We start from the raw sequence: 25564 nt of genomic DNA on the forward strand, positions 1-25564 counted from the left end.
ACCTTCCGCCCGCTCGCGCGCGGTGGGTGCGGGCACCCCCGGCGGGCAGACCCGGGTGGGCCCGTCAGCCCTCCCGCCACCGGTTGGTGATCGGCAGACGGCGGTCCTTGCCGAAACCCTTGGGCGAGATCTTGGTGCCCGGCGGGTACTGGCGGCGCTTGTACTCGGCGCGGTCCGTCATCCGCAGCACCCGGACCACGGTCTCCGCGTCGAAGCCCGCCTCCACGATGGCCGCCGCACCCTGGTCGCCGTCCACGTACCGCTTCAGGATGCGGTCGAGGACGTCGTAGTCGGGCAGCGAGTCGGTGTCCACCTGGCCGGGGGCCAGCTCGGCGCTGGGCGGCTTGGTGATGGAGCGCTCGGGGATGGGCGGGGTGTGGCCGCGCTCCTGGGCGGCGCCGTTGCGCCAGGTGGCGAGGCGGAAGACGTTCGTCTTGTAGACGTCCTTGATCGGGCCGTAGGCCCCCACCGCATCGCCGTAGAGCGTCGAGTAGCCCACCGCCAGCTCGGACTTGTTGCCCGGGGCCAGCACGATGTGGCCCTCCTGGTTGGAGAGGGCCATCAGCAGCGTGCCGCGCAGCCGGGCCTGGAGGTTCTCCTCGGCGAGCCCGGTCAGACCCAGTGAGCCCATGTACGCGGCGAACATCGGCTCGATCTCCACGGTGCGGAAGTTGAGCCCGGTGCGTTCGGCCAGCTCGGCCGCGTCCTCCTTGGAGTGCTCGGAGGAGTAGCGCGAGGGCATCGAGACGCCGTACACGTTCTCGGAGCCGACCGCGTCGCAGGCGATCGCGGCCGTCAGTGCCGAGTCGATACCGCCGGACAGCCCGATCAGCACCGAGCGGAAGCCGTTCTTGACCGCGTACGCGCGCAGCCCGACGACCAGCGCGGTGTAGATCTCCTCGTCGTCCGCCATGCGCGGCGCCTCGCCACCGGTGGCCGCCGGCGCGTAGGCGGGCAGCGGCTCGGCGCTCAGGACGCGGTGTTCCACGCCCAGGCCGTCGTCCACCGTGCCCGAGGGCGGGGTGGCCGCCGCCGCGGGCAGCTCCAGATCGAGGACGACGCACCGCTCCTCGAACTGGGGCGCGCGCGCCAGTACCCGCCCGTCCGCGTCGACGACGATCGAGTCGCCGTCGAAGACCAGCTCGTCCTGGCCGCCGATCTGAGCCAGATAGGCGGTCGTGCACCCGGCCTCCTGCGCGCGCTTGCGCACCAGCTCCAGCCGGGTGTCGTCCTTGTCCCGCTCGTAGGGCGAGGCGTTGATCGACAGCAGCAGCCCGGCCCCCACGCTGCGCGCCGCCGGGACCCGGCCGCCCTCCTGCCACAGGTCCTCGCAGATGGCGAGCGCGACATCGACCCCGCGTACCCGGACGACGGGCATGGTGTCGCCCGGCACGAAGTAGCGGAACTCGTCGAAGACGCCGTAGTTCGGCAGGTGGTGCTTGGCGAAGGTCAGCACGATCTCCCCGCGGTGCAGCACCGCCGCCGCGTTCTGCGGGGCGCCGGCGGGCTGGCCGTAGCGGGGCTGGGCCTGGGCGCAGCGGTCGAGATAGCCGACGACGACCGGCACCTCGCCCAGCCCCTCGTCGGCCAGCCGCCGCGCGAGGTCCCGCACGGCGGTGCGGCTCGCCTCGACGAACGACCGGCGCAGCGCCAGGTCCTCGACCGGGTAGCCGGTCAGCATCATCTCCGGGAACGCGACCAGATGGGCGCCCTGCTCGACGGAGTGCCGGGTCCACCGCAGGACGGAGGCGGCGTTGCCCTCCAGGTCGCCGACGGTGGAGTCGATCTGATTCAGCGCGAGACGTAGTTGAGCCACGGGGCCGAGTGTAATCGTCGGGCTGACGCTATGGGCGGGCGAGGCGGTCGGAGTTCCCTGCCCCGGTGCCTCGCCCGCGCAGTCGGCTACTTACGGTAGCCGAGTACCGTCATCATCCCCGCCTCACCGTGGTAGACGTTGTGGCAGTGGACCATCCACAGCCCCGGGTTGTCGGCGTCGAAGTCCACCTCCAACGTCTTCCCCGGCAGCACGATCGCCGTGTCCTTGCGGGGGCCGCCGTCCGGCAGGGCGAAGGTGTGGCCGTGCAGATGCATCGGGTGCCACATGTCCGTCGTGTTCACGAACCGCAGCCGTACCCGCTCACCCGCTGTGACGGGATGCCGCTGCCGCGGGTCGTACTGCTTGCCGTTGAGCCCCCAGTCGTACTTCGCCATGGAGCCGGTCAGCCGCAACGTGACCGTACGGTCCGGTTTCCCCGCCGCGAGACGGGCCGAGTCCGCCGCCTTGAGCTTCCGGGCGGTCAGCGGCGTGCCCTCCAGCTCCTTCGGACGGGCCGAGGGAGAGGGCGCGTCGCCCGGGGCGGTACGCAGCAGCGCGCGGCCCGTCGCCTTCTTGCCCTCGGCCAGCGCCGTGAGCGGGAAGACCCCGTCCTCCGCGGTGACCAGCACGTCGTAGCGCTCTCCCATGCCCAGCAGCAGCGCGTCGGTGGTGGTGTGCTCCACGGGGAAACCGTCGGTGTGGGTGACGGTCATCCGGTGGCCGCCGAGCGCGACCCGGAAGGCGGTGTCGCCGCCCGCGTTGATGAACCGGATACGGATGCGGTCGCCCGGCCGGGCCCGGAAGCTCTCCGGGTCGGCCGCGGTGCGCCCGTTGACCAGGTAGTGCGGGTACTTCACATCGCCCGCGTCGCCGCCCAGCACCTCGCTGGTGGCGCCCATCATCATCCGGGACGGACCGGAGGGCGTGGGCTCGGACCGGCCGCCCATCCCGTGCATGCCGTGGCCGCCGCCGTCCTTGCCTCCGTCACCGCCTTCGTCTCCGCCGTCCTTGTCCGAGCCGCCGTGGTCCGAGCCGCCGTGGTCCATGCCGCGGCGCAGCTCGGCCAGCACGCTGTCCGGGGTGGAGCCGTCCACCCCGTCCACCCAGTCGTCGAGGACGACCACCCACTCCTTGTCGTACCGCAGCGGCTCCCGGGGGTCCTCCACGATCAGCGGGGCGTACAGCCCGCGGTCCTGCTGGACGCCGGAGTGCGGATGGAACCAGTACGTGCCCGGGTGGGGGACCGCGAAACGGTAGGTGAAGTCCGCGCCCGGCTTGATCTCCCGCTGGGTGAGCGCCGGTACCCCGTCCATGTCGTTGCGGAGCGCGAGTCCGTGCCAGTGCAGCGAGGTCGCCGCGGACAGGTGGTTGGCGAGGGTGAGCGCCAGGGTGCCACCCGCGGTGACGCGGACCGTCCTGCCGGGCACCCGGTCGCCGTACGCCCAGGTGGCCACGGTGGTGCCGGGGCCCAGTTCGAGCCGGGTGCGGGTCGCGGTGAGCCGCACCTCCTCGGTACGGCCCTGAGGGCGCTCGGCCTCGGCGGCGCGTACCTCGGGCCCGTCCGGCTCGACATAGCCGTCGGGGTTGCCCTCGCCGCCGTCGCGGCTGCCGCCGCTGGTGCACGCGGCAAGGTAGCCGCCGCCGACGAGGGCCGCGCCGGTACCGAGTACGGCTCGGCGCGTGGGAAGAGAACGCATGGGTGCCTCACGTGTTGTCGATCGAGTACGGACATCACGGACTGCCGACGGCAGCCGGGAATCAGGGCGCGCCCTTTGTGCAAAGGGCCGTCCCTTGAAGAGGGCGTGAGGCCCCCTCACATCCGCAGGATCGACAACTGGGCGAGTCTCGTCGCTGTTCTTCGCGGTGGCAGTGGCCACAGGGCGGGCACTGCGCGGCAGCGGTACGGCCGCAGCGGACCGCTGCCGCGTCCGCGCGCCACCAGTGCCGCGACCGCCCCCAGCAGCGCGGCGGCGGTCCAGATGCCCAGGACGGCCAGACAGAGGGAGAGCGGGTCGGTTCCCGTCCCATGTCCGTCGCCGTGCTCCGGGGCCGGCTGCTGCTCCGGCACCGCCTGATGATGGGCCGGACCCGGACCCGGGTCCGGTGCCGGAGTTGGTGCCGGATCCGGTGCCGGTGCGGCGGAGAGGTGCTCGGCGACGGCCGGTGTCTCCCGCATTCCCTCTTCGGGCGCGACGTGTCCGAGCGTGTGCATGGTGACGAGCCCGAACAGCAGCGCGGCGAGCAGCAGTACGCGCCCGCACCACACGGTGCGGGCGTCGGGTGCGCGCTCGCCGGTCAGCATGGCTGCAGCCTAACCGGATGCCCGCCGGGGGTATGCACCGGTGTCCGGGGCCGGATTCCGCAGGGTTCTTGGGTATTTGACGGGCCGCTGGCGGTGTTCGGTCATTGACGTGAACTCGCCACCGCGCACAGGATGCGCAGCATGTTGGAGGCTCTTGATCTCGACCCCGTCCAGCAGCAGGTCTACGAGGCGCTGGTGGACGGTGCCGTGACCGTGGGCGAGCTGCGGGCCGCCGCCGGGGTGAGCGCCGCCCGCGTCCGCGCCGCGCTCGCCTCCCTGGAGAAGCTCAATCTGGTGGGCCGCTTCGCCGCGGACCGGGGCGGCAGGGGCGCCGAGCGGTATCTGCCGGTGGCCCCGGAGATCGCCTTCGAGTCGCTGCTGCTCGCCCGCGAGGAGGAGATCCACCGCACCCGCCGGCACATCCAGCATCTGGCGGCCCGGTTCCGGGCGCACACGGCGGGCCGCGACCCCCTGGAACTGGTGGAGATCGTCACGGGTCGGGCGGCGGTCATCCGCCAGGTCGACCAACTCCAGCGCAGCGCGCACGCCGAGATACGGGGCATCGACCGGCCGCCCTACGCCAACAGCGACCCGGACCGCCTCGACCCCAAGACCGGCATGATGCCGGTGCAGGCGCAGATGATGCGGCGGGGGATCCGGTACCGGGTGATCTACGACACGGACGGGCTCACCACCTCCCAGCGGTTCGACACGGACATCGGCGCCGCGGCCGAACTGGGCGAGGACGCCCGGGTGATGGCGGACACCCCGACGAAGATGCTGATCGCGGACGACCGCATCGCGCTGATCCCGCTGCGCGCCGCACCGAACGAGCTGGCCAGCAGTGTCGTCGTACACCCCTCCGGGCTGCTGGAGGTGCTGTGCGAGTTCTTCGAGGTGCTGTGGGGCAGAGCGCTGCCGATCTCGGACTATCTCTCGGGCCGCCGCCCTGGTGCGCCCGACGGGCCGAGCCCGCAGGAGGCCAAGCTGCTGGCGCTGCTGATGACCGGTATGACCGACCAGGTGATGGCCCGGCAGCTCGGTATCAGCTACCGCACCTTCCAGCGGCGGCTGCACGGGCTGATGGAGCGCCTCGGAGCGACGACGAGGTTCCAGCTCGGTATGCGCGCGGCGAGCCTCGGCTGGCTCCCGCAGGCACCGCCGGAGGTCCCCGTCCGAACTGCCAAGAATGGCAGCACGTAAGGCAATTGACCGTCTACCCGCGTCACAGCCGCCCTCTTGTCCTGCTCGTGACAGTGCGCTTAGCGTGCCGATCGCGCACCCCACATGCGCATCCCCCCACACGAGGAGGAACCCTCGCCATGGCAGTGACGCGTAAGAAAGTTGCTCTCGGCATATCCGCGGCAGTGGCCGCGGCGGCCATCGGTACCGTCACGGCGCTCCCCGCGAACGCGACTCCCGAGGCGCCCGCACAGGGCACCGTCGTCGGGGCGGGCTCCGCGAAGGCCGTCAAGGGCAGCTACATCGTCACGATGAAGAAGTCGGCCGTGAGCACCAAGTCGGCCTCCGCCAAGGGCCGGTCGGTCATCGCCGACCACGGCGGAAAGGTGCGCAAGACCTTCACCAAGGCTCTCAACGGCTACTCGGCGAAGATGTCCGCGAGCGAGGCCAAGGAACTGGCCGCCGACCCGGCGGTCGACAAGGTCTACGCGAACCAGAAGCACTCGATCACCGGTGAGCAGGCCGACCCGCCCTCCTGGGGCCTGGACCGCATCGACACCCCCGAGCTGAAGCTGGACAAGAAGTACACCTACCCGGACAGCGCGGGTGAGGGCGTCACCGCGTACATCATCGACACCGGTGTCCGCACCACGCACAAGGACTTCGGCGACCGCGCCAAGAGCGGCTTCGACGCGGTCGACGGCGACGAGGACGCCTCGGACGGCAACGGCCACGGCACACACGTCGCCAGCACGGTCGCGGGTGAGGCGCACGGCGTCGCCAAGAAGGCCGACGTGGTCGCCGTCCGCGTCCTGGACGACCAGGGTTCGGGCACCACCGAGCAGGTCGTCGCGGGCATCGACTGGGTCACCAAGAACGCCAAGGCCCCCTCGGTCGCCAACATGTCGCTGGGCGGCGGCGCCGACGAGGCGCTGGACAAGGCGGTGCAGAACTCCATCAAGGCGGGCGTCACCTTCGCGGTGGCCGCGGGCAACGAGGGGACGGACGCCGGGAACAGCTCGCCGGCCCGGGTGAAGGAAGCCCTCACCGTCGGCGCCACCGACAACAAGGACGCCCAGGCCACCTTCTCCAACTACGGCGACGTGCTCGACCTGTACGCGCCCGGCGTCGACATCACCGGCGCCTGGAACACCGGTGACGACGCCACCGACACCATCTCCGGCACCTCCATGGCCTCCCCGCACGTCGCGGGCGCCGCGGCGGTCTACCTCTCGGGCCACAAGGACGCCACTCCGGAGGCCGTCTCCAAGGCCCTGACGGACGGCGCCTCCAAGGATGTCGTCGGCAGCCCCGGCCAGGGCTCGCCCAACCTGCTGCTGAACGTCGTCGAGTGACGGTCCTGGTCGAAGCGGCCTGAACGCCGCCGGGTGACGAACGAACCACCCGAGCAACCCCCCACCTTCCGCGGCCCGGTGCCCCACACACCGGGCCGCGGTCGTGTGCGCCTACGCCGGCGGTGCTATCTGCTCCTGGTGGCGAGCAGCAGCGTCCACCAGGGGCCCCCGCGAGCGCGGCTCACCCCCACACCGGCGTCCCGGAAGGCGCAGTTGGTCAATGAGGCGCGGTGCTTCGGGCTGCGCATCCACGCCCGCACCACATCGGCGGCGTGCCACTGGCCCCGGGCGAGATTCTCTCCCACGCGCCGGAACCGGTAACCCTCCCGGGTCACGCGTCGTCCGGGGCCCGCGTTCTCGGGCCGGGTGTGGGAGAGGACGCGCGCCCGTGCCATCCGTGTGCTGTGCCGCTGTGCGGCCCGCCGCAGCGCGGCGTTCTCGGCCACCACGGGGCAGCCCGCCCGCGCCCGCTCGGCGTTGACGAGCGCCAGCACATCGGCGCGTGAGGGCGCGGCGCCGGCCTCCCACCCTGTGGCGGTCACCAGTGCCAGCGCGAGCCCGGCGGCCGCGCCGCCGCGCCCGACGATCCGGCTGAACACGAACCCCATAAGTCCTTCTCAATTCTCGTCAGCTCCGAGGGCCGCATGTCACTTTAGTGGTTATTTACGGAGAATCTCTTCATTTCTTCGGAGTGCGGTGCTACGAGTCGCGCGCGGCACGCCCCACCCGCGGCCGGCTCGTCGGTGAAAGGCGTTGCGCGGAGCAATGACGCCCCATCTGTCCCACCTCATGTTGCGTTCGGCAGGGATGACGTCCACATCACCGCCGCACGACGGGAGCTCCGACCGCGTGGTTCGACGTGTCGTGCTGCCCCACCAATGTCGCCCGCGCCCTGGCCACCTGGCACAGCTACCTCGCCACCGCGGGGGAGCGGGAGCTGACCGTGCTGCAGTACGCCGGCGGACGGATCAGCGCCGAACTGGGGGACGGGCGCACCGTCGAGGTCGAGATCGACACCGCCTACCCGTACGACGGCCTGGTGACCGTACGCGTACTGCGGGCGCCCGAGGGCCCGATGGCACTGCGCCTGCGCGTCCCCGCCTGGGCCGACGGCGCGGTGCTCGACGAGGGCGGCCACCGCCACCCCGCAGCGCCGGGAGGGGTCGTCGTGGACCGTGAACCCGTGCCCGGCGAGGAGATCCGGGCTCCACCTGCCCACGCGTCCGCGCTTCACCTGGCCGGCCGTACGGACCGGCACCCGCCCCGAGGACGCCGGAGGCGGCGCGGACCGTTCAGCTGGGACTCGTCCCCTACCACCAGTGGGCGGAGCGCGCACCCTCCGCCATGCGCGTCTGGCTCCCCGCGCGGGGCCAGGAGCGCTGAGCCCAGGAGGCCTGCTTCGGCAGACCGTGGGTCAATTCCCACCGCCGGTGGGCGCCGGGCCGTGCAACCCTCATGCGCGGCCCGGCCGCACCAGCCCCGCTTCGTAGGCGAAGACGACGGCCTGGACGCGGTCGCGCAGGTCCAGTTTCGACAGGATGCGACCGACGTGGCTCTTGACCGTGGTCGGGCTGAGGAACAGCCGGGAGGCGAGTTCGGCGTTGCTGAGGCCCGTCGCGAGCAGGCGGAGCACTTCGAGCTCGCGCGGGGTCAGGCCGGACAGATCGCGGTGCGGGGCGACGGTCCGCGGTTCGTCGTGAGGGGCGAAGCGCTCGATCAGCCGACGAGTGATCGTGGGCGCGAGGAGAGCGTCGCCGGTCTGCACCAGGCGTACGGCGGATACCAGATGTTCGGGGGTGACGTCCTTGAGCAGGAAGCCGCTGGCACCGGCGGTGAGCGCGGCGTAGACGTAGTGGTCGAGGTCGTAGGTGGTGAGGATGACGACCCGCGTTCCGGCCGCGCCGGCGTCGCCGATGATGCGCCTGGTGGCCTCGATGCCGTCCATCTCCGGCATCCGGATGTCCATGAGGACGACGTCGGGCCGTGTACGGCGGACCGCAGCGACAGCCTCGGCCCCGTCGGCGGCCTCGGCCGTCACTTCGATACCGTCCGCGGCCAGGATCATCGTGAATCCGGTGCGTACGAGGGCCTGATCGTCGGCGATGACGGCGCGCAGCGGCGGCCGGTCCGCAGTCATATCGCACTCCGTGGGATGCGGGCCGTCACCCGGTAGCCGCCGGTCGGCGTCGGTCCGGCCGTCAGTTCGCCCTCGTAGACGGCCAACCGCTCGCGCAGCCCCAGATGGCCGCGGCCGTTGCTGCGCACCGGCGGGGAATCCCCGGCGCCGCCGGTGTCCCTGACCTCGATCTCCAGACAGTCGTCGGTGTAGCCGATGGCGACGGACGCCTGCGCGCCGTGCGCATGTTTGATCGTGTTGGTCAGCGCCTCCTGTACGACGCGATACACCGCGAGGTCCACCCCCGGTGGCAGCGGGTCCGCCGGCAGCGACACCACGACGCCCACGGGTGTCCCTGCGGCGCGTACTCGTGCGACGAGCGCGTCGAGCTGCGCGAGCCCGGGTTGGGGCTCCAGGCCGTCGGACCCCTCGTGGTCCGGGGCGGCCAGCAGGCCCATCACATGGCGGAGTTCGGCCATGGCGGCCCGACCGCCCGCCTCGACGGCCAGCATCGCCTCCTTCGACTGCTCGGGCGCCATGTCGATCACTTTGCGGGCCGCGCCCGCCTGGATCACCATCACGCTCACATTGTGGGTCACGACGTCGTGCAGTTCGGCGGCGATGCGGGCACGCTCCTCCTCGACGGCGCGGCGCGTGGCCTCCTCCTGGGCGGCCTGCAGTTGGGCCACCCGGTCCCGGCTGGAGGCCAGCCGTAGTTGCAGAAAGCGGACGAGGCTGGCCAGCATCCCGGCCACCAGGAGCACGAATCCCGGACTCGACCAGCCGGGGAGCACGGGTTCCGCGTTGCGGAAAGCGAAGCCGGACAGTGCGGCGGCGACCACCAGGACCGCGATCGCCGCTATTCGGTAACGGCTGTGCACAACGGCGCTGTAGGCGCCGATGACACAGGCCAGGACGGTGATCCAGGAGGCGGAGCTGCCGATGGCCAGCGCCGCGCCCAGCACCACGACGAACAGGGTCAGCGGGTACCGGCGCCGGGCTGCCAGCGGCAGCGTCGAGAGGACGACCAGGGCCCAGGGCACGGAGGAGGGTTCTTCCGCCACGGGCGCCTGGCCAGGGCCGGGCGGCGGGGGCGGGGCCGGGACCCCGGTCCCGAGGTCCACCGCAGGGGGGTTGGTGCGCACCGGCCCGTCGCCGGGGTAGCGCACCGCCACGACCAGGGCGATGACGGTCAGTACGACCGCCAGCACCACATCGGCGCGCACCGCTCGCCGGGACAGCGGGGTGGCCTTCGCCTCCGGGCGGAGCGCGTCGATGAGCTGCTGTTGTCGGCTGCGCCGGACTTCCGTCTCCACCCGTGCATTGTGCTGCGCTCCTGGCCCGGCCCGCGTCCGCCTGTCCGGCCGGGGCATTGCCCAAGGGGCCTACTCCTCAGGGATGACACCGCGGCCGAATCCTCCGCGGGAAGGGCCTGATGTCGGTTCCGCGGCCGACGCGTCCCGCACGCGGCACTCCTAGGTTCGCAGGACCGGCATCGGCATATGCCTCTCGCGACCGCAAGGACGGACAACTCGTATGCGACAAGTGATCGAACTGGAGGGTGCGGCGAAGCGCTTCGACAGCGCCGGCGCACCGGCGCTCGGACCGCTGACGCTCAGCGTCGCCAAGGGTGAGGCCCTTGCCGTGACGGGCCCTTCCGGCAGCGGCAAGTCCACGCTGCTGAACCTCGTCGCCGGCCTGGACAAGCCGACCGACGGCGCCGTGATCGTGGCCGGGCGAAGGATCGACCAGCTGAGCGAGCACGCCCTTGCCATGTTCCGTCGCGAGCACATCGGCATGGCCTTCCAGTTCTTCAATCTTCTCGACGACCTCACCGTCGCCGACAACATCCAGCTGCCCGCCCAGCTGACCGGGACCGGTCGGCGCAAGGCCGCAGCCCGCGCGGGTGAGCTCATGGAGATGCTGGGCATTCAAAAGCACGCCCGCGCCTACCCGGGCCGGCTCTCGGGAGGGGAGCGCCAACGGGTCGCGGTCGCCCGGGCCCTGGTCAACCGGCCCGCGCTGCTGCTCGCCGACGAGCCCACCGGTGCGCTCGACACCGCCTCGGGGAACGACGTCCGTCATCTGCTGATGGATCTGCACCGCGCCGGACAGACCATCGTGCTGGTGACGCACGACCTGTCGCTGGCGGAGGCATGCGCGAGCCGCACGATCCACCTGGTCGACGGTCACATCGCCCTCGACTCCTGTGCGCAGGTCGTCCGATGAGCCTGTTCGGTACCGGCGCGCTGGGCAGGGTCGTACGTTCCGGGGTGGGCCGGCGGCGGGTGCAGACCGTGGTGATCGCCGTGGCCACGATGATGGCCGTGGCCTCGGCCGTGGTCGCCGGGTCGCTGATGGTCGCCGCGGCCGCGCCCTTCGACCACGCTTTCGAGAAGCAGCAGGGCGCGCACCTCACCGCCGAGTTCGATCCGGCCAAGGTGAGTGCGGCTCGGCTGACGGAGACCGGGAAGCTGGCCGGCGTCACAGCGAGCGCGGGACCGTACCCGTCCACGCCGTTCCGCCCGGTGGATCGCTCGGGCTTCGAAATGCCGACGCTGACCCTGGTGGGGCGGTCCGGTCCGGACGGTGACGTGGACCGGGTGGATCTGAGGTCCGGCCGGTGGGCGCAGAAGCCGGGCGAGATCGTGCTCGACGCGTCGTTCGAGGGGCCCGCCGTCGAAATCGGCGCCACCTTGAAGGCTTCGGCCGCCAAGAAGGCCCCCGACCTGACGATCGTCGGCTTCGCCGTGTCGGCCGGCAGGACCGCAGACGCCTGGACGACCCCCACGCAGGTCGAGGCGCTGGCGTCGGAGGCCGGCCGGGTCACGAGCCAGATGCTCTACCGCTTCGACTCCGCGAGCACGAAGGCGCAGATCCTCGCCGACCGGAAGAAGCTCACCGCCGCCGTGGGGTCCGGGGCGCTGCTGGGCACCCAGTCCTGGCTGGACACCAAGCGCGCCGCTGAGCAGGGTGCGGCGGCGACCGTCCCGTTCGTGACGGCTTTCGGCGTACTCGGCATCGTGATGTCGGTGATCATCGTCAGCAGTGTGGTCAGTGGGGCGGTCGGTACCGGCCTGCGCAGAATCGGCATTCTCAAGGCCATCGGCTTCACCCCACGCGAGGTCGTACGCGCCTACGTGGCCCAGGCGCTGATTCCGGCCGGTGCCGGCATCGCCCTGGGGGTCGTCCTGGGCAACCTCCTGGCGGTGCCGCTGCTCTCGGACACCGAGGCGGTGTACGGCACCGTCTCGCTTTCGGTGGCCTGGTGGGTGGATGTCGCGGTGCCGGCCGCGGCGCTGGTCATCGTGGGGCTCGCCGCGCTGGTCCCCGCACTGCGGGCCGGAAGACTGCCTACCGTCGAGGCCATCGCGGTCGGCCGGTCGCCGCGCACGGGACGCGGCCGGTGGGCGCACCGGGCGGTCGGGCTGCTGCCACTGCCGCGACCGGTGACCTACGGTCTCGCCACCCCGTTCACCCATCCGGTCCGTGCCCTCGCGATGCTGCTCGCGGTGGCGTCCGGTACGGCCGCTGCGACCTTCGCGGTGGGGCTGACCTCGTCCCTGACCGAGATCGGCGCCTCGCAGGACCCCGAGAGCCGGGCCGCGGTCACGGTCACGACCACCAAGCCGGACAACGTCGCTCCCCCTCCGCCTCCTCCTGCGGGAGGCGGCGTGGCAAGCCCGTCCCCGGCAGGCGGCAGCGGGGCGAGCACGTCCGCACTCGAGGCTGCCGACCCGGCGAAGGTGCGGTCGGCCATCGAGTCGCAGGCGGGCACCAGGTCGTACTACGGCAAGACTCGGGCCGAGGTCGCCGTGGCCGGGATCTCCGGCTCGGTCCGGGCCGGCCTCTACGACGGCGATGTGCGCTCCGGCAGCTACGCGATGATCTCCGGGCACTGGCTCACCGGCAGAGGGCAGGTCGTGGTGCCCACGCGCTTCCTGGAAAGGACCAGCACCAAGATCGGTGACACGGTGCGGGTGGCCTACGAGAAGGAGACCGCGAACCTGCGCATCGTGGGCGAGTCCTTCGACACCTCGGGCAGCGAGTTGGAGATCCACGCGGACCTGGCCGACTTCGCGTCGGCCGAGCCCAGTACCTTCCTCGTCGCGGTGGACTCCGGCTTCTCCGCCGACGAGTACGCCCAGAAGATCGCCGCGGTCGTCCAGCCGCTGGGCGGCGACGCCACGACCGACGCTCCCTCGGGGCAGGAAGGCGTCGTCCTCATCATGTCCGCGACGGCGGTGCTGCTGACCGCCATGCTGGTGTCCGTGGCCGGTCTCGGCGTGCTCAACTCCGTCGTCCTCGACACCCGGGAACGCATCCACGACCTGGGCGTCTGCAAGGCGATCGGCTTTTCGCCCCGGCAGACCATGAGCCTTGTGCTCGCCTCGGTGACCGTCATCGGCGTGCTCGGCGGGCTGATCGGTGTGCCGGCGGGGTACGCGCTGCACAGCCTCGTCATGCCGGTGATGGGGCGCGCCGTAGGTACCAGTCTGCCGTCGCCGGTCCTCGATGTGTACGCGCCCGTTGAGCTGCTCCTGCTGGGGCTGGGCGGGTTGGTGATCGCGGTGCTGGGCGCGCTGGTCCCGGCCGGCTGGGCGGCCAGGGCGCGTACGGCCACGGCGCTGCGCACCGAGTAGCGTCCGGCGGAGCGCGACCTGCCGGGGCGCATCCGCCAGGTCAGCGGGGGAGGTGACGCGGGGTGAGGTGACGCACTCCGGGCGGTGACGCGGGTGCCCCGGCGCTGGTGGCGCCGGGGCACAGGGCGCCCGGTCACTCCTCCACGCGGAGCGCGGCGAGTTGCTGCTCGAAGGGCACCACGTCCGGTTCCGCGGTGGGGGAGGTGCCCGCCGCGGCGTGCGGGGCGACCAGGCCGGCCAGCTCGCCGCCCGCGCGGGCGATCCGGCGGGAGAAGTCGTCATCCCGGGCGGCCCAGTCGTCGGTGGCCGCGTAGACGGCGGTCGGTGCCGCCACCGCGCGCAGGTAGGCGAACAGCGGCCGCATGGCGTGCTCCAGGACGAGCGAGTGGCGCGGAGTGCCACCGGTGGCGCCCAGCAGCACGGGCTTGCCCGCCAGGGCGTCCCTGTCCAGTACGTCGAAGAACGACTTGAACAGTCCGCTGTAGGAGGCGGAGAAGACCGGGGTGACGGCGATCAGTCCGTCCGCCCCCGTCACCTGCTCGATCGCCTCGCGCAGCCGCGCGTCCGCGAAGCCGGTGACGAAGTTGTGGGCGATCTGGGTGGCCACTTCCCGGAGTTCGACGACCCCGGCCTCGGCCTCGACGCCCTCCTCGCGGAGCGCGACCCGTGTCGCCTCGGCGAGCCGGTCGGCCAGCAGCCGGGTGGACGACGGTTCGCTCAGTCCGGCCGAGACGACGGTCAGCCGCACCGGACGGGTGCTGTCGGCGGATGTCATACGGCGGCTCCCTCGTGTTGTGCGACCCGTGCGGCGTGGGTGGGGGCGTCGGCCGTCCCGGCGGGGCGCCGGGCGGCCATTTCCTTGCGCAGTACCGGTACGACCTCTTCGCCCAGCATGTCCAGCTGCTCCAGCACGGTCTTGAGCGGCAGGCCGGCGTGGTCCATGAGGAAGAGCTGGCGCTGGTAGTCGCCGAAGGACTCGCGGAAGGTCAGCGTCTTGTCGATGACTTCCTGGGGGCTGCCGACGGTCAGCGGGGTCTGGTCGGTGAACTCCTCCAGGCTGGGTCCGTGCCCGTAGACGGGGGCGTTGTCGAAGTAGGGGCGGAACTCCGCGACCGCGTCCTGGGACCTGCGCCGCATGAAGACCTGACCGCCCAGGCCGACGAGGGCCTGCTCGCGGGTGCCGTGACCGTAGTGCTCGAAGCGGTCGCGGTAGAGATTGATCAGCTGCTTGAAGTGGTCCTTGGGCCAGAAGATGTTGTTGGCGAAGAAGCCGTCGCCGTAGTACGCGGCCTGTTCGGCGATCTCCGGGCTGCGGATCGACCCGTGCCAGACGAACGGGGGTACGCCGTCCAGCGGGCGGGGGGTGGAGGTGAAGCCCTGGAGGGGGGTGCGGAAGCGGCCCTGCCAGTCGACGACGTCCTCGGTCCACAGCTTGCGCAGCAGCGCGTAGTTCTCGATCGCCAGCGGGATGCCCTGCCGGATGTCCTGGCCGAACCAGGGGTAGACCGGGCCGGTGTTGCCGCGGCCCATCATCACATCGACGCGGCCGTCCGCGATGTGCTGGAGCATCGCGAAGTCCTCGGCGATCTTCACCGGGTCGTTGGTGGTGATCAGGGTGGTGGAGGTGGAGAGGATCAGCCGCTCGGTCCGGGCCGCGAGGTAGCCGAGCATGGTCGTCGGCGAGGACGGTACGAACGGTGGGTTGTGGTGCTCGCCGGTGGCGAAGACGTCGAGTCCCACCTCCTCCGCCTTCAGGGCGATGGTCAGCATCGCCTTGATCCGCTCGTGCTCGGTCGGCGTACGTCCCGTGGTGGGGTCGGGTGTCACGTCGCCGACGGTGAAGATCCCGAACTGGATGGGGGTGGCCGTGGCCGTCATGATGCTCGCCGTCCTCGGTGGTGCGCTCGGTCGAAGTAGTTGACCATTGAACTACCTGTCGCCCCTCTCAATGCGCGAGGGTTCCCGGAAATTCCACCGCCCGCACCCGGCCCCGCGGCTTTGCCCGCGGACGACTCCATATGTGACCTTGGCGTCACACGGTGTGCGCGCAGGTGTGAGGCGGTGCTCGCTGTCGCCCGCTGTGAAACGATCGGATCGGGCCGCGCAATCCAGCGGAAACCCTGTGGTGGAATGCTGATATGGCCCCGTGCGCCGGGGGACCCGAGCGAACCCCTCTGACCTGCAAGGATAGGCCCCATGGACAAGCAGCAGGAATTCGTCCTCCGCACGCTGGAGGAGCGCGACATCCGGTTCGTCCGGCTCTGGTTCACCGATGTCCTCGGCTTCCTGAAATCGGTCGCGGTCGCCCCCGCCGAGCTCGAACAGGCCTTCGATGAAGGGATGGGCTTCGACGGCTCGGCCATCGAGGGCTTCGCCCGCGTCTACGAGTCCGACATGATCGCCAAGCCCGACCCCGGCACCTTCCAGATACTGCCGTGGCGGGCCGAGGCCCCCGGTACCGCACGCATGTTCTGCGACATCCTGATGCCGGACGGCTCCCCCTCCTACGCGGACCCGCGCTACGTCCTCAAGCGCGCGCTGGCCAAGGCCTCCGACCTCGGGTTCACCTTCTACACCCACCCGGAGATCGAGTTCTACCTGCTCAAGGACAAGCCGGTGGACGGCTCCCGCCCCGTCCCGGCCGACTCCTCCGGATACTTCGACCACACCCCGCAGAACGTCGGCATGGACTTCCGCCGCCAGGCCATCACCATGCTGGAGTCCATGGGCATCTCCGTGGAGTTCTCCCACCACGAGGGGGCCCCCGGCCAGCAGGAGATCGACCTGCGCTACGCCGACGCGCTGTCCACCGCCGACAACATCATGACGTTCCGCCTGGTCATGAAGCAGGTCGCACTGGAACAGGGCGTCCAGGCCACCTTCATGCCCAAGCCGTTCTCCGAATACCCCGGCTCCGGCATGCACACCCACCTCTCCCTGTTCGAGGGCGACCGCAACGCCTTCTACGAGTCCGGCGCCGAGTACCAGCTCTCCAAGGTCGGCCGCTCCTTCATCGCCGGGCTGCTCACCCACGCCGGGGAGATCTCCGCCGTCACCAACCAGTGGGTCAACTCCTACAAGCGCATCTGGGGCGGCGCCAACCGCACGGCCGGAGAGGGCGGCGAATCCCCCTCGTACATCTGCTGGGGCCACAACAACCGCTCCGCGCTGGTCCGCGTGCCGATGTACAAGCCCGGCAAGACCGGCTCCACCCGCATCGAGATGCGCTCCCTCGACTCCGGAGCCAACCCCTACCTCGCCTACGCCGTGCTGCTCGCCGCCGGCCTCAAGGGCATCGAGGAGGGCTACGAACTCCCGGCCGGGGCCGACGACGACGTGTGGGCGCTCTCCGACGCGGAGCGGCGCGCCATGGGGATCGAGCCGCTGCCGCAGAACCTCGGGGAGGCGATCAGTCTCATGGAACGCAGCGAACTGGTCGCCCAGACGCTGGGCGAGCACGTGTTCGACTTCTTCCTGCGCAACAAGAAGCAGGAGTGGGAGGAGTACCGCAGCGAGGTCACCGCCTTCGAGTTGCGTAAGAGCCTGCCGGTGCTGTAGGCCCCTGTCCCACCCTGTCACCGTTTCCCCGGAAAGGCTCCGGCCGCCGGCACCCGCTGCCCGGACACCGGAGGGGCTACGTTGTACCCCCTCCGGGGCGTGGCGGTGTCCCCCGCGGAAAACGGGCAAGGAGGGCCCTCGGACGGAGTCCGGCGGATGGGGCCGGGATATGGAACAAGAGGAGTGAGCGTGGCACCAGAAGGGCGGCGGGGCACCCGGTACGGGCGACTGTTGCGGCACGGTTTCACGGACCCGGAAGCCGCCGCACGGCTCCTCGACAGCCCCTCACTCGCGCCCGTCCGCGACGACGCCCTCTTCCTCGACGCGCTCGGCGCCACCGCCGACCCGGACCTCGCCCTCTTCGGCCTCGTCCGGCTCATCGAGGCGCAGGAGGCCCGCGACAAGGACGCCCAGCCCCTCCTCGACACCCTCCTGGGCGCCAAGCCGCTGCGTGACCGGCTGCTCGGCGTGCTCGGCGCCTCCGACGCGCTGGCCGACCACCTGGCCGGCCATCCGCACGACTGGGAGGCGCTGGTCACCTACGAGTCGGCCGACCTCCACCCCGGGGTGGCCGAGTTCGAGGCGGCGCTGCAGGACGTCGACGGGCCCGACGCGCTGCGGGTCGCCTACCGCAGGGCGTTGCTGTCCATCGCGGCCCGCGACGTGTGCGGCACCAGCGATGTGGCGCAGACCGCCGCCGAACTCGCCGACCTGGCGACCGCCACCCTGCGCCGGGCGCTGACGATCGCCGAGACCGAGGCGCCCGAGGACGCCGCCGCCTGCCGGCTGGCCGTCGTCGCCATGGGCAAGGCGGGCGGTCACGAGCTCAACTACGTCTCCGACGTGGACGTCATCTTCGTCGCCGAACCGGCCGCCGGCAGCCCCGGCACCGAAAGCGGCAACGAGTCCGAACAGGCACTGAAGGCGGCCACCCGGATCGCCGCCCGCATGATGCGGATCTGCTCCGACACCACCGCCGAGGGCACCATCTGGCCCGTCGACGCCAATCTGCGCCCCGAGGGCCGCAACGGGCCGCTGGTGCGCACCCTCAGCAGCCATCTGGCCTACTACCAACGCTGGGCCAAGACATGGGAGTTCCAGGCGCTGCTCAAGGCCCGCCCGATGGCGGGCGACGCACAGCTGGGCTACGAGTACGTGGACGCCGTGACGCCGCTGGTGTGGCAGGCGGCCGAGCGGGACAACTTCGTCACCGACGTCCAGCAGATGCGCCGCCGCGTGGTCGCCAGCATCCCCGCGGCCCAGCTGGACCGCGAGCTGAAACTGGGCCCCGGCGGGCTGCGGGACGTCGAGTTCGCCGTACAACTGCTCCAGCTCGTGCACGGCCGCAGCGACACCTCGCTGCGCAGCCCCACCACGCTCGAAGCGCTCGACGCGCTGGCCGCGGGCGGCTACGTGGGCCGGCAGGACGCGGCGGCCCTGGACGCCGCCTACCGCTTCCTGCGCACCATGGAGCACCGCATCCAGCTGCACCAGCTGCGCCGCACTCATCTGATGCCGGAGGCCGAGGCCGACCAGCGCCGCCTCGGCCGCTCGCTCGGCTACCGCAGCGAGCCCGTCACCGAACTGCACAAGGCATGGCGGCGGCACGCCTCGGCCGTACGGCGACTGCACGAGAAGCTGTTCTACCGGCCGCTGCTGGACGCCGTGGCCCAACTGGAGGCCGGGCACGAACGCCTCTCGCCGCAGGCCGCCCGGCAGCGCCTGGAAGCGCTCGGCTACGCCGACCCCGCCTCCGCGCTGCGCCACCTGGAGGCGCTGGCCTCCGGCGTCACCCGCAAGGCCGCCATCCAGCGCACCCTGCTGCCGGTACTGCTGGGCTGGTTCGCCGACTCCGCCGACCCGGACGCGGGCCTCCTCGGCTTCCGCAAGGTCTCCGACGCGCTGGGCAAATCGCCCTGGTATCTGCGACTGCTACGGGACGAGGGCGCCGCGGCGGAGAACCTCGCCCGCGTCCTGTCGGCCGGCCGGTTCGCCCCCGATCTGCTGTTGCGCGCCCCCGAAGCCGTCGCCCTCCTCGGCGACGAGCACGGGCTGCGCCCCCGCTCACGGACCGCGCTCACCCAGGAGACCCTGGCCGCCGTCGGCCGCGCCGAGGGCGCCGAGGCGGCCGTCGCCGCAGCGCGCGGGGTGCGCCGCCGGGAGCTGTTCCGCACCGCCGCCGGCGACCTGATCGGCGCGTACGGCACCGAGGACATCGCCCAGCAAGAGCCCGGCGAAGCCCTCGACCGGGTCGGCGACGCGCTCACCGACATCAACGCCGCCACCCTCGCCGGAGCCCTGCGCGCCGCCGTCCGCCAGCAGTGGGGCGACGAACTGCCCACCCGGTTCGCGGTCATCGGCGTCGGCCGCTTCGGCGGCCACGAGATGGGCTACGGCTCCGACGCGGACGTGCTGTTCGTGCACGAGCCGCGGGAGGGGGTCAGCGAACACGAGGCCGGCAAGGCGGCGTTCGCGGTCGCCACCGAGATGCGGCGACTCCTCCAGCTCCCCACCTCCGACCCGCCGCTGCTCATCGACGCCGACCTGCGCCCCGAGGGCAAATCCGGCGCCCTCGCCCGCTCGCTGGCCTCCTACGCCGCCTACTACGACCGCTGGTCGGTGGTCTGGGAGAGCCAGGCACTGCTGCGCGCCGAGTTCGTCGCGGGGGACGCGGGGCTGGGGGAGCGGTACATCGAACTCATCGATCCGCTGCGGTACCCGACCGGCGGCTTGTCCGACGACGCCGAACGCGAGATCCGCCGCCTCAAGGCCCGGATGGAGAGCGAACGCCTCCCGCGCGGCGCGGACCCGACCACCCACGCCAAGCTGGGGCGCGGCGGGCTCACCGACGTCGAGTGGACGGTGCAGCTGATGCAGCTGCGGCACGGCGCGGAACTGCCCGCTCTGCGGACCACCCGGACCCGGGCCGCGCTCGCCGCCGCGCGGCAGGCCGACCTGATCGGCGAGGACGACGCGGACGTGCTCGACGAGGCGTGGGTGCTGGCCTCCCGGGTGCGCAACGCCGCGATGCTCGTGAGGGGGCGCCCCGGCGACACCTTCCCCTCCGAATCGAGGGAGCTCGCAGCGGTGGGCCGGTACCTGGGGTACGAGCCGGGGCACGTCGGGGAAATGCTCGACGACTACCGTCGGGTGACCCGGCGGGCCCGCGCCGTGGTGGACCGCCTCTTCTACGACGCCGAGTGAGCCCGCCCGCTCCAGGGGCGGCCCCTCACGCCTGGGCGCTCACGCCGGGGCGGTGGCCAACCGGGGGAGACGGTAGGAGACTCGGCCGTACCAGGCGTAGGACAGGGCGAAGCCCAGACCGAGGCAGAGCAGCCCGCCCACGGCGTCCAGCCAGAAATGGTTGGCGGTGCTCACGATGACGGTCAGTGTCGTGACCGGGTACAGCACCCCCAGCACCTTCACCCACACCGGGCGGGCCAGCATCGCGATGGTGACCCCGCACCACACGGACCACCCTATGTGCATCGAGGGCATGGCCGCGTACTGGTTGGACATCTGGGCGAGGTTCCCGGACGCCATCGACCCCCAGGTCTGATGCACCTGCACGGTGTCGATGAAGTTCCCGCCGTCCATCAGCCGAGGCGGCGCGAGCGGGAAGAGGTAGTAGCCCAGCAGCGCCGTACCCGTCGTGGCGAAGAGCACCAGCCGGGTGGCGGCGTACCGCCCCGGATGGGTGCGGTAGAGCCACACCAGCACCCCGATCGTCACGACGAAGTGCAGCGTGGCGTAGTAGTAGTTCATCGAGACGATCAACCACGTCACACCGCCGACGGCATGGTTGATGGAGTGCTCGACGGCGATACCGAGCGTGTGCTCGGCGCGCCAGATCCAGTCGGCGTTGCGCAGCGCCTCGGCGCGCTGCTCCGGAACGGCGTTGCGGATCAGGGAGTACGTCCAGTAACTGACCGCGATCAGGACGATCTCGAACCACAGCCGGGGGTGCCGGGGGGAGCGCCACCGGGCCAGGACGCCGCGCTGCGCGTCGGCTGCCGCCTTTGGCGGCTCACCGCCCGCGGCGGTATGCCCCGCGGCGCCTTCGCCGCTCTCGGCGGTGACACGCTCCGCGACCTCTTCGGGGTCGGCGGTGGCGTGGCCCGCAGGGTCTTCGGCGGTGTCCTGCCGGCTGTCGTCTTCGGTCCTCGTCGTCGGTACCCCCATAGAGCGACAGTCTGCCAGATGGGGGCCACGGGCCGATCATCCTGCGGTCGGGTCTTGGACACCCGGCGTCGTACCCTCGGTGGACCCCGGAGAACTACTTCTCCTACGGGCTCCTCCTACTGGTTCCTCCTACGGGACGCGGTGGATCCGCGTACCACCAGCTCCGGGAGGAAGACGAACTCGCTGTGCGGCGCCGGCGTACCGCCGATCTCCTCCAGCAGCGCCCGTACGGCCGCCTGCCCCATCGCGGTGACCGGCTGCCGGATGGTGGTCAGCGGCGGATCGGTGAAGGCGATGAGGGGGGAGTCGTCGAAACCGATGACCGAGATGTCGTCCGGCACGGCGAGCCCGCGTTGCCGGGCCGCGCGGATCGCGCCGAGCGCCATCATGTCGCTGGCGCACACCACGGCGGTGCAGCCCCTCGCCAGCAGCGCGGCCGCCGCCGCCTGGCCGCCTTCGAGGGTGTAGAGGGAGTGCTGGATCAGCTCGGCCGGATCACCGCGGAAGTGCTCGCGCATGGTCCCGGTGAAGCCCTCGATCTTGCGCTGGACCGGCACGAAGCGCTCGGGCCCGAGGGCCAGCCCGATCCGCTCGTGGCCGAGCGAGACCAGATGGGTGACGGCCAGCCGCATGGCGGCACGGTCGTCGGGGGAGACGAAGGGCGCCCGCACCCCCTCGGAGAAGCCGTTGACGAGGACGAAGGGAACCCCCTGGCCGTGCAGGCGTTCGTACCGCCCGACGTCGGCGGTCGTATCGGCGTGCAGCCCCGAGACGAAGATGATCCCGGCGACGCCGCGCTCCACCAGCATCTCCGTCAGCTCGTCCTCGGTGGAGCCGCCGGGGGTCTGGGTGGCGAGGACCGGGGTGTAGCCCTGCCGGGTGAGGCCCTGCGCGATGACCTGCGCGAAGGCCGGGAATATCGGATTCTCCAACTCGGGGATGATCAGCCCTACGAGGCCCTCGCTGCGGCGGCGCAGCTTGACGGGTCGCTCGTACCCGAGCACATCGAGGGCGGCCAGCACTGATTCGCGGGTGGTCGCCGCCACTCCCGCCTTGCCGTTGAGCACCCGGCTGACGGTGGCTTCGCTGACCCCCGCTTGTGCTGCGATGTCAGCCAGCCGCGCGGTCACAGGACTGGACCTTACCGGCCCGGCATCAGGCTGCCCACCAAGTGCAGGAATTCGCCGGGATACGAAGCTGCCCGGCGGGCGCCCCGTCCTCCATCGAGTCCCGGGACTCCTCCGGCACCGAGGAGAGCAGCAGCTCGCCGGGCGGATCCATGAACACCGCCTCCTCCCGGGTGTTGAGCAGGCAGACCAGACCGGGGCGGGAGAGCGCGAGCACCCCGTCGGGCGCCTCCAGCCACTCCATCGCGCTGTCGCCGAGCCCCGGCAGCAGCCGGCGCAGCCGCAGCGCGGTGCGGTACAGCTCCAGGGTGGAGAGCGGATCGCCGGTCTGGGCCTGCACGGAAAGCCCGCGCCAGTCCGACGGCTGCGGCAACCAGCTTCCGGCCGGGCCGAAACCGTAGGAGGGCCCCTCCGTCTCCCAGGGCAGCGGAACCCGGCAGCCGTCCCGCAGCCCCTCCTGGCCCTCGGCCGACGTGCCGGGCACGACACGGCAGAAGGCCGGGTCCTGGCGCGCCTCGTCGGGCAGTTCGGTCACCTCCGGCAGGCCCAGCTCCTCCCCCTGGTAGAGGTAGACGGAGCCGGGCAGCGCGAGCATCAGCAGCGCGGCGGCGCGGGCCCGGGCCAGCGAGCCGAGCCGGGTGCGGTGGCGTACGACGTCGTGGTTGGAGAGCACCCAGGTGGTCGGTGCGCCGACACCGGTGGTGGCCGCCATCGACTCCTCGATCACCCTCCGCAGCTCACCGACGTCCCATCCGGCCTGCAGGAAGTGGAAGTTGAACGCCTGGTGCAGCTCGTCGGGGCGCACATACAGCGCCAGCCGCTCGGCGGTCGGCGCCCACGCCTCGGCGACACCGATCCGGTCGGGACCGTAGGACTCCAGCAGCCGGCGCCAGGAGCGGTGGATCTCGTGCACACCGTCCTGGTCGAAGAACGGCAGCTGCTGCGCACCGACCATGCGTGCCTGTTCACGCGAGCCGATGTCGGGCAGCCCCTCGGCCTTGACCATGCCGTGCGCCACATCGATGCGGAAGCCGTCCACCCGCAGGTCCAGCCAGAACCGCAGCACCGAGTCGAACTCCTCGTGGACGCGCGGATGCTGCCAGTTCACATCAGGCTGCTGGGGCGCGAACAGGTGCAGATACCACTGCCCCTCGGAGCCGGGCACCCGGCTCCAGGCCGGGCCGCCGAAGACGGACTCCCAGTCGTTGGGCGGCAGTTGGCCGCGCTCGCCCCGGCCGTCGCGGAAGTAGTAGCGCTCCCGTGCCTCGGGGTCGCCGGCCAGCGCGCGCCGGAACCAGGGGTGCTGGTCGGAGGTGTGGTTGGGAACGATGTCGAGGATGACGCGGAGCCCGAGCGCATGCGCCTCGTCCACCAGCGCACGGGCATCCGACAGCTCGCCGAAGCGGGGGTCGACCGCCCGGTAGTCGGCCACGTCATAGCCGCCGTCGGCCTGCGGGGAGGCGTAGAACGGCGTCAGCCATACGGCGTCGACGCCGAGCTCGGCCAGATAGGGCAACCGCTGCCGCACGCCCGGCAGATCACCCACGCCGTCCCCGTCGCTGTCGGCGAAGGAGCGGACGTAGATCTGGTAGATGACGGCGTCCCGCCACCAGCCCAAGGAGGATTGCGGTGGGCTGGACGCGGGCGCGGGGTCGCAGTCGACCGCCGGGTCGGAGCTGACCGCCGGGGCGGAGCCGACGGTGTGCTGGGTGGTGGCGTGCTGGGTCACAAGTCTTCCCCATCGGGCGGGATCCGGTACGGGTCGCGAAGGGTGGCAAGCCAGTGTCAAGGGTGACAACGCGGACACGGCCCAGGAGTTACGTGCGCGAGCGGTGCGCCTCGCATTCTTGCAGAAATTTGCGGCAAGGTCTTTCCTCCGGATGTCACCGCTGTTACGTTCCTCCGCAGCCGGGCGCCGCCACAGGCCAGCAGATGTCGATGCGTGCGCCCTTTCACCTTGCGGAGGGATCGGACATGCGGCGTGGCATAGGCGCCACCGCGCTGGTAGCGGGGCTGGCACTTGCAGCAACGGCTTGCGGCGGTTCGGACGGTGCCGACAACGGCAACGGCAAGATCGAAGGCACTGTCACCTACTGGGACACCTCGAACGACGGCGAGAAGGACACCTACAAGAAGATCGCCGAGGACTTCGAGAAGAAGCACCCCAAGGTGGACGTCAAGTACGTGCACGTCAACTTCGGAGACGCCAACCAGAAGTTCAAGAACGCGGCCGGCGGCAACTCCGGAGCACCCGACGTGATGCGCACCGAGGTCGCCTGGGTCGCCGACTTCGCCAACCTCGGCTACCTCGCCCCGCTGGACGGCACCCCGGCGCTCGACAACGAGTCCGACTACCTCAAGACAGCAGCCGGCTCCACCCGCTTCAAGGGCAAGACCTACGCGGTTCCACAGGTCACCGACACCCTCGGCCTCTTCTACAACAAGCGGCTGCTGAAGAAGGCCGGAGTGGAAGTCCCCACGTCGTTCGCAGAGCTGAAGAAGAACGCCAAGAAGATCAAGGACAAGACCGGCGCCACCGCGCTGTACCTGCGCGGCGACGACCCCTACTGGTTCCTGCCCTACCTCTACGGCGAGGGCGGCGACCTGATCGACGCCGAGCGCAAGAAGGTCACCGTCGACGACAAACCGGGTGTGCGGGCGCTGGCCGCCATGAAGGACCTCGTCGACTCCAAGGCGGCCGTCACCGACTCCAGCGACGGCCAGGAGAACGGCATCAAGGCGTTCCAGGAAGGCAAGGTCGCCATGATCATCGACGGCCCCTGGGACATCGCACTCGCCCGCGAGGGCAAGGAGTTCGAGGGCGCCGACGCCGACAACCTGGGCGTGGCCCCCGTACCGGCCGGCAGCAAGGCGCAGGGGTCGCCGCAGGGCGGCTGGAACCTGTCCGTGTACGCCGGCAGCAAGAACATGCGCGCGGCGCAGGAGTTCGCCAAGTACATGAGCAGCGCCGAGGTGCAGGCCCGCACGACGAAGGAGCTGTCGCTCCTGCCCACGCGGAAGTCCGTGTACGAGAGGGATGCCGTGCGGCGCAACGAGATGGTGAAGTTCTTCCGGCCCGCCGTGGAGAAGGCCGTGCAGCGGCCCTGGATCGCCGAGGGCAACTCCCTTTTCGAGCCTGTTCGGGTCGGCGTCGACGGGGTCCTTGCCGGGGGCAAGTCGCCGAAGGAGGCTGCCGCCAAGACTGGCGCCGAGTTCCGCAAGCTCTTGAAGGATTACAAATGATGATGCCCGCCTCCAATGGCTGCGGGCCTCATCCTGGGCC

Annotated in this window: 19 protein-coding genes and 1 pseudogene; 9 read left to right on the forward strand and 11 right to left on the reverse strand. The window is 71.3% G+C overall.

Annotation, left to right across the window (positions count from 1 at the left end):
* Positions 1-64: 64 nt before the first annotated feature.
* The 3 genes from KBY19_RS12785 to KBY19_RS12795 all read right to left on the reverse strand — a co-directional run bounded on the left by KBY19_RS12785 (position 65) and on the right by KBY19_RS12795 (position 4118).
* A complete protein-coding gene (locus KBY19_RS12785) occupies positions 65-1816 on the reverse strand; it encodes an NAD+ synthase (protein WP_210965785.1) in 1752 nt (583 codons plus the stop codon).
* Between the two features lie 86 nt (positions 1817-1902).
* Positions 1903-3513 carry a multicopper oxidase family protein gene (locus KBY19_RS12790; RefSeq protein ID WP_210965786.1) on the reverse strand — a complete coding sequence of 537 codons (1611 nt, stop codon included), beginning with the start codon at positions 3511-3513 and terminating at the stop codon, positions 1903-1905.
* A gap of 116 nt (positions 3514-3629) precedes the next feature.
* A complete protein-coding gene (locus KBY19_RS12795) occupies positions 3630-4118 on the reverse strand; it encodes a hypothetical protein (protein WP_210965787.1) in 489 nt (162 codons plus the stop codon).
* 141 nt (positions 4119-4259) lie between these two features.
* Here KBY19_RS12795 and KBY19_RS12800 point away from each other — a divergent pair, with 141 nt between their 5' ends.
* Together KBY19_RS12800 and KBY19_RS12805 are read left to right on the forward strand one after the other, a co-directional pair.
* A complete protein-coding gene (locus KBY19_RS12800) occupies positions 4260-5321 on the forward strand; it encodes a LuxR C-terminal-related transcriptional regulator (RefSeq protein ID WP_099880207.1) in 1062 nt (353 codons plus the stop codon).
* A 119-nt stretch (positions 5322-5440) separates the two neighbouring features.
* Positions 5441-6655, forward strand: a complete 1215-nt coding sequence (locus tag KBY19_RS12805; RefSeq protein WP_099880205.1) for a S8 family peptidase — start codon at positions 5441-5443, stop codon at positions 6653-6655.
* A gap of 125 nt (positions 6656-6780) precedes the next feature.
* Here KBY19_RS12805 and KBY19_RS12810 read toward each other — a convergent pair whose 3' ends face one another.
* A complete protein-coding gene (locus KBY19_RS12810) occupies positions 6781-7263 on the reverse strand; it encodes a CAP domain-containing protein (protein ID WP_099880202.1) in 483 nt (160 codons plus the stop codon).
* Positions 7264-7598: 335 nt separating this feature from the next.
* On the opposite strand from KBY19_RS12810, the pseudogene KBY19_RS37770 reads away from it, so the two are divergent.
* Both KBY19_RS37770 and KBY19_RS37775 read left to right on the forward strand, forming a co-directional pair.
* Positions 7599-7736: pseudogene (locus tag KBY19_RS37770) on the forward strand (hypothetical protein); the annotation flags it as partial.
* Positions 7737-7951: 215 nt separating this feature from the next.
* On the forward strand, positions 7952-8038 hold the full coding sequence (locus tag KBY19_RS37775; protein WP_359088130.1) for a hypothetical protein: 87 nt from the start codon (positions 7952-7954) through the stop codon (positions 8036-8038).
* Positions 8039-8108: 70 nt separating this feature from the next.
* On the opposite strand, the gene KBY19_RS12820 is transcribed toward KBY19_RS37775, so the two are convergent.
* Together KBY19_RS12820 and KBY19_RS37500 are read right to left on the reverse strand one after the other, a co-directional pair.
* Positions 8109-8792, reverse strand: coding sequence for a response regulator transcription factor (locus KBY19_RS12820; protein ID WP_185016712.1), 684 nt, complete (start codon positions 8790-8792; stop codon positions 8109-8111).
* A complete protein-coding gene (locus tag KBY19_RS37500) occupies positions 8789-10087 on the reverse strand; it encodes a sensor histidine kinase (protein WP_099880197.1) in 1299 nt (432 codons plus the stop codon). The genes KBY19_RS12820 and KBY19_RS37500 overlap by 4 nt, the downstream gene beginning before the upstream one ends.
* A gap of 220 nt (positions 10088-10307) precedes the next feature.
* Between KBY19_RS37500 and KBY19_RS12830 the strand changes: the two genes are divergently transcribed.
* Positions 10308-11000, forward strand: coding sequence for an ABC transporter ATP-binding protein (locus tag KBY19_RS12830; RefSeq protein WP_210965788.1), 693 nt, complete (start codon positions 10308-10310; stop codon positions 10998-11000).
* Positions 10997-13414 carry an ABC transporter permease gene (locus tag KBY19_RS12835; protein ID WP_210965789.1) on the forward strand — a complete coding sequence of 806 codons (2418 nt, stop codon included), beginning with the start codon at positions 10997-10999 and terminating at the stop codon, positions 13412-13414. Before KBY19_RS12830 ends, KBY19_RS12835 begins: the two co-directional genes overlap by 4 nt.
* Positions 13415-13547: 133 nt before the next feature.
* Here KBY19_RS12835 and KBY19_RS12840 read toward each other — a convergent pair whose 3' ends face one another.
* Both KBY19_RS12840 and KBY19_RS12845 read right to left on the reverse strand, forming a co-directional pair.
* Positions 13548-14189: an FMN reductase gene (locus tag KBY19_RS12840; protein WP_210965790.1), complete on the reverse strand. Its 642-nt coding sequence runs from the start codon at positions 14187-14189 to the stop codon at positions 13548-13550.
* Positions 14186-15271, reverse strand: a complete 1086-nt coding sequence (locus KBY19_RS12845) for an LLM class flavin-dependent oxidoreductase (protein WP_185019370.1) — start codon at positions 15269-15271, stop codon at positions 14186-14188. Before KBY19_RS12845 ends, KBY19_RS12840 begins: the two co-directional genes overlap by 4 nt.
* Positions 15272-15610: 339 nt before the next feature.
* On the opposite strand from KBY19_RS12845, the gene glnA reads away from it, so the two are divergent.
* Together glnA and KBY19_RS12855 are read left to right on the forward strand one after the other, a co-directional pair.
* On the forward strand, positions 15611-16972 hold the full coding sequence (gene glnA / locus KBY19_RS12850; protein WP_099880188.1) for a type I glutamate--ammonia ligase: 1362 nt from the start codon (positions 15611-15613) through the stop codon (positions 16970-16972).
* Between the two features lie 156 nt (positions 16973-17128).
* Complete coding sequence (locus tag KBY19_RS12855; RefSeq protein WP_210965791.1) at positions 17129-20176, forward strand: bifunctional [glutamine synthetase] adenylyltransferase/[glutamine synthetase]-adenylyl-L-tyrosine phosphorylase; 3048 nt, start codon at positions 17129-17131, stop codon at positions 20174-20176.
* 39 nt (positions 20177-20215) lie between these two features.
* Here the strand turns inward: KBY19_RS12855 and KBY19_RS12860 are convergent, their stop codons facing one another.
* The 3 genes from KBY19_RS12860 to KBY19_RS12870 form a co-directional block, all read right to left on the reverse strand.
* Positions 20216-21154 carry a phosphatase PAP2 family protein gene (locus KBY19_RS12860; RefSeq protein ID WP_247690914.1) on the reverse strand — a complete coding sequence of 313 codons (939 nt, stop codon included), beginning with the start codon at positions 21152-21154 and terminating at the stop codon, positions 20216-20218.
* Between the two features lie 116 nt (positions 21155-21270).
* Complete coding sequence (locus KBY19_RS12865; RefSeq protein WP_210955443.1) at positions 21271-22284, reverse strand: LacI family DNA-binding transcriptional regulator; 1014 nt, start codon at positions 22282-22284, stop codon at positions 21271-21273.
* A 25-nt stretch (positions 22285-22309) separates the two neighbouring features.
* The gene (locus KBY19_RS12870; protein ID WP_247690922.1) at positions 22310-23899 is read right to left on the reverse strand and encodes a glycoside hydrolase family 13 protein; all 1590 of its coding nucleotides are present in this window, start codon (positions 23897-23899) and stop codon (positions 22310-22312) included.
* 356 nt (positions 23900-24255) lie between these two features.
* Between KBY19_RS12870 and KBY19_RS12875 the strand changes: the two genes are divergently transcribed.
* Positions 24256-25524, forward strand: a complete 1269-nt coding sequence (locus KBY19_RS12875) for an extracellular solute-binding protein (RefSeq protein WP_210965793.1) — start codon at positions 24256-24258, stop codon at positions 25522-25524.
* Positions 25525-25564 lie beyond the last annotated feature (40 nt).

The organism is Streptomyces sp. B15 (assembly GCF_018070605.1).
GTDB classification, from domain to species: domain Bacteria; phylum Actinomycetota; class Actinomycetes; order Streptomycetales; family Streptomycetaceae; genus Streptomyces; species Streptomyces smyrnaeus.